Source organism: Nocardia africana NBRC 100379 (genome assembly GCF_001612635.1).
GTDB classification, from domain to species: domain Bacteria; phylum Actinomycetota; class Actinomycetes; order Mycobacteriales; family Mycobacteriaceae; genus Nocardia; species Nocardia africana.
Genome location: NZ_BDAV01000044.1, coordinates 1 through 4,698, shown reverse-complemented (window position 1 = coordinate 4,698; position 4,698 = coordinate 1). Strand labels below are relative to the sequence as shown.

The following is a 4,698-nucleotide window of genomic DNA, read 5'->3' as shown; positions in this document are numbered from 1 at the left end:
TGTCCTGTGCCAACGAATCTGAGCCAGTCGTCGGGCTGTGAACTGGGTGGCTCACGTTCAGTGGCAAGGATTCGGAGGGCGGATTGTCACTGAAGGTGAGCCGAGTTGGCGTTTCTGCGTCGTCGTGGGCTGGGACCTCGGAGGTCGGCCAGGTATTGCCGGAGCGCGCTGTAGGAGATCTCGGCGTGGTGCTGGTCGAGTAGTTGGTTCCAGATGTCCTGGACCGTCGCATCGGGCGTGACGTCGAGGATGGCGGTGATGTCGGGGATCAGGTGTTGGAGGCTGGTTCGTTCGCGTGCCGGGTAGTTCTTGCGGGGTGGCGGAGCGTCCAGGGTGAGTGCTGCGCGGACGGTTCGATATCCGACGTTGTGTTTGCGCTGGATCTCGCGGCCGGACAGGCCCTTGTCGGCGTCGCGGCGGATGATGACGTAGAGAGCTTGCTTGATGGAGTCGTTGCGCTGCTTGGCTTCTCGTCGGGCTTGGGTGGTGCCCTGTCGTTTGGGACGACGTCGTTCGGCCAGCTCGGGAAACATGCGCATGAGAGCTGGGAGTGTGCGGCCCGAGACCGCGGCGAGTTTGGCTGGTTCGATGCAGCCGGTTCCATATCGGCCTGGAGTGACGTATCGACGAAGGTAGCTGGGTCGCAGGTGATTCGCGATGGCCAACCGGATGACGAAGGATTCGGCGGTCTCGCCGGGTTCGGGTCTCAGGCGGACTGGCAGCGGCGTTGTGGCGGTGCCGGGAGTCATGCGGTTTCGCCGACGCGGTGGACGGAATCTGTTGCGGCGTGGTCGAGGTCGATGGCGTCGAGCATCGCCTTGGTGATCTTCTCTGTGCCGGTGAGGATGGCTTCCAGTGCCGCTTCGCGGATCAGCGCCGACAGGCTGCCGATCATCCCGTTGGTGCGTTTGTGCAGGTAGCGGTCCAGCTCGATGAGTGTTCCCGGCGTGTGGTTGTGCAGGCGGAGTGTGTTCTCCAGGGTGGCGACGACGGCGCGCCAGTCACCGGTGTAGGGGAAGCCGACGGTGCGGATCATGGTGAATCGGCCTGCGATCTGTTCGCCGCGGGTGCCGGAGAACAAGCCTTCGCGTTCGACGTTGATCCCGGCATAGACGAAGGTCGCTGGGATGCGTTCGGAGAAGTATTTCAAGGTGTCGGAGACCTCGGCGCCGGACTTGGTCGCCAGCGAGATGTTGTGTAGTTCATCGCAGATCACGACGCTGGTGCCGGTGTCGCAGCAGACGCCGCAGACGGCTTCGATGATGTCGGTGAGATTCGCGCGGTGGGTGACCGGCAGGCCGAGGAACCGTGCGAATTCCGCGGCGAGCATGCGTGGTGTCGCCGCGGGCGGGACTGTCACGTAGAGGACCGGGATGCGGTCGCTTCGGTGCGGGTGACGGGCTTGGTCGGCGGCCTCGTGCATCTTGCCGAACTGGGTGATCGCGGTGGTCTTGCCGGTGCCGGCGGCTCCGGACAGGATCATGCCGCGCCGTGCGCTGACCGCGTGCCGGTTGAGCAGGGTCAACCGGCGGCCCTTCTGCGCGACGTTTCTGATCGTGGAGGTCGCGATCACGGTCAACCGGGTGTGGTAGTCGATGCGGGTTTCGTCGTGGCGGCTGCGCTCGGTGTCGTCGAGGCGCTTCCAGTCGGTGGTGGGCAGCAGCAGCGGGATGGCGGGTTTGTCTCGGGTGAACTGCCGCCAGCCGGTCAAGGTGGTCAATTGACGGACCGGTTCGGTCACGGGATCGGCCGCGGTGCTCACCAGCGTTTCCTCGCTTCCTCGAATGGATCGAACACCCCGAGCGGGATCACCTTCGCCATCGGCTGTTCCGCGGCGGCAGCCTCAGGTGTGGTGTCGTCATCGGTGTCGCCGGTGTCCGGTGTGAGAGGCCGCGGTTGTGCGCGAGTGGTGGCTTTGGTGCGGCCGACGATCTTGCGAACGCGGGCGTTGGATTTCGGTTCGTTGCCGGTCGGGCCTTGTTCGGCTCGGTTGAGGAGATCGGCTGCGGCTTGGGCGATTTCGGTTTCGGTGGCGTGGTTGTTGCCGCGGCGGGCGAGGATCTCGCGGGCGTGTTGCCAGGCCAGTTCCCCGAACGGTGTCGGGGTGGTCCGCAGGTGTGTCCAGGTGGCGGTGATCCAGCCGCCGTGGTGGTGGTTGCGGATCCAGACCCGGGAGACGTCGTAGGGGTCGTAATGCAGTTCCCAGCGGCCGTTCTTGTGATCGACGCCGGAATGCTGGCGGCGGTAGGGATTGAGCGCTTTCGCGTCGTAGGTGCGTCGCGCGATCCGGATGCCGTAGGAGTTGATCACGCGCCAGGTCGCCGGCAGCAACTCGACGAAGTCGTCGGCGCTCAACGGGACCGCGACGTGACCAGTGGCCGCGACCAGCGCAGCGTATTTCTCATTCGGGCTCAATGCCTTGTCCGGAGTGATCGGGTCGCGTAACCCTTCGTGGGGCCGGTTCTGCCAGACCGTGATCACCCATTCGTCGAGCAGCCCTTGCAACTCGATCATCGACCAGGCCGCCGACTCTTCGGCGCGGCGGCCCCGGCGTTCGACGCTGGAACCGACGTAACCGGCGACGTGCTGCGCGAACAACGTCGCCACCGATCCCAAGGTGCGTTCGACCACCGGCTTGTCGGTCGGGGTGTCGGGGTGCGCTGGCTGCAGGCTGATCCCCAATGCCCTTGCCGCGCTGCGGAAGTTCTGTGACAAGAACACCTTGCCGTGATCGAACACGATCGTCTCCGGCGCGATCACCGGCCGGGCCGCGGCCTCGGCCAACCGCTGGTCGACGCTGGTGAGGCTGCGATGTGGCAGCACCGACCGAGACATCCGCAACGCATCACTCCAGCCGGGCCGCATGGGTTCGGGGGTCAACGCGCGAGCCAGCAGCAACGCGGCGTCGACCGACTTCGTCGACGGCGCCAGCACCAGCGCGGCGATGGAGCGTGTCGCCAGGTCGACCAGCCCGGTCATCTCGACCCGGTCGACCTGGCCATCGCCGAGGACCACCCGAACATCCAGCGGCGTGGAGTCGATCTGCATCAGCTCCCCGGGCCGGGCGGCGACCAGTGTCGAGAAGGGGCCTTCGGGTTGTTTGGCCAGCGACCGCCGGGTTCGTGCCGATCCGAAGGTGTGCTTGCCCTGTGACAATCGTGCGACCAGCCGATAGAACGTGCGCTGCGCGGGCAAGGCGACCACTCCGGGCCCGTGCTCGGCGGCCAGCAGCTGTTCTGTGCGCCGCCGCAGCCGAGTGACCGTGCCGGTGGAACGGCCGGTCTCCTCGGCGATGGCGTGGGCAACCGCGTCGACCACCCGCGCGTCGATGCGGCCGGCCGGTGACCGGTCCCGGGTCGCGCGCTGATCGACCAGGCCCCAGATCCCGTCGCGTTCGTAGTCCAGGCGCCGCCGTTTCAGCGTGCTCCACCCGATCCGGTGCCCGGCCCGCCTCAGCTCCTCGACCTTGGCCAGCTCGCGTTGCCGCAACGACCGCAGTCCAGCGTCATACTCCGGTTTCGGCTGCTGCCCCGGAGCCGGGTCGAGAGGCAGGCCGGTCAGAACCTCGACGATATGGCGTTCCCACCATCGCGCCGCCTCGACCACCCCTGCGGGCAACCCGTCCAGGCTTCGCATCGGCGCGTTCGGCGTGCTCGACAACACTTCCAGAGCCTGGTCTGCCAGCAGCTCGGGCAACCGGGCGAGCGTCGGCTCCCCGGCCGCGTCGACCAGCCGAACCTGCTGGGCGGTCAGGGTCGCGACGGTGAATGCGTCTCCGTTCCAGCGAATCTCATCACCGACCCGCAGGATCGCCGCGTGTGGAGTCGGCCTGTTCACTGTGAACTCACCAGCGTCGACGGGCCGAGCACCGCCGACGACAGATCGGCCGACAGTTGCTGCGACCACAGCAACTGGAACAACGTCGGCAGCACCACGATCGGATCGCCGACCATGCTCGCTCCCGTCAGCAACTCCGTCGGCTCGGCGAACACCTCGAGCAATTCACTCGCCAGGCCCGACCGTAAGCACCGGGGGTGCCGGTAACCCGACAACCAGCGCAGATTTGCTGTCAGCACCGCATCCAGGGCTCCGACCCGGCGGTAGGACCATCCGACGGCTGCGCAAGCCCGGCCGGTGGCATCGAACGCTTCGGCATCACGGGCCCCGATCCGGTCGTCGGCGCGGACATCGATGACCACCGCACCCCCGTCGCGAGTGCGCGCGAAGAAGTCGGGTGCATGCCGCCGTGACCTGCCCTCGTCGTCGCGCCAATGGATCCAGAACGGTTGCGCCGCAACCCCGATCACGTCCGGATCGGCATCCAGGGCGATCAGGTGATCCCGCTCGAGCCAGGACTCATGACCGACATGATCACCCGTAGTGGCCATCCACCACCACCCCGGAAAACTGGTCTGACCACGATAGGAGGCGAACTGCCGGACCGGGCTGCACCGCTCGAACGCTGTGTTCCAGCACTCCGCCAACACTGCCCTCGAGACCTCACCCGAGCGTGGGCTGTACTCCATGACGAACGCACCCGCATCGTCGAGTTCCGACTCCGACCACGCCGCCACAGAACCCAAATCCAGCTCCCGCCAACAGATGTCGAGCCCACCAAGACGGCCCAACTGTAGTGGCAGACACCGCCGGATGGCTCAGTTTCAGTGGCAATAGCCCATCTTCACTGACAACGGACAA

The 4,698-nt window shown here is 66.4% G+C and carries 4 protein-coding genes; all 4 read right to left on the bottom strand.

Going from position 1 to position 4,698, the window contains the following annotated elements; genetic code table 11:
• Window positions 1-86: 86 nt before the first annotated feature.
• Entirely contained in the window at window positions 87-749 is a 663-nt protein-coding gene (locus NA3_RS34875; RefSeq protein ID WP_062969140.1) for a TniQ family protein, read from the bottom strand.
• The gene (locus NA3_RS34870) at window positions 746-1,762 is read right to left on the bottom strand and encodes a TniB family NTP-binding protein (RefSeq protein WP_062969138.1); all 1,017 of its coding nucleotides are present in this window, start codon (window positions 1,760-1,762) and stop codon (window positions 746-748) included. Before NA3_RS34870 ends, NA3_RS34875 begins: the two co-directional genes overlap by 4 nt.
• The gene (locus NA3_RS34865) at window positions 1,759-3,753 is read right to left on the bottom strand and encodes a Mu transposase C-terminal domain-containing protein (RefSeq protein WP_501193628.1); all 1,995 of its coding nucleotides are present in this window, start codon (window positions 3,751-3,753) and stop codon (window positions 1,759-1,761) included. Before NA3_RS34865 ends, NA3_RS34870 begins: the two co-directional genes overlap by 4 nt.
• A gap of 80 nt (window positions 3,754-3,833) precedes the next feature.
• A complete protein-coding gene (locus NA3_RS34860; RefSeq protein WP_062969142.1) occupies window positions 3,834-4,526 on the bottom strand; it encodes a TnsA-like heteromeric transposase endonuclease subunit in 693 nt (230 codons plus the stop codon).
• Between the last annotated feature and the right edge of the window lie 172 nt (window positions 4,527-4,698).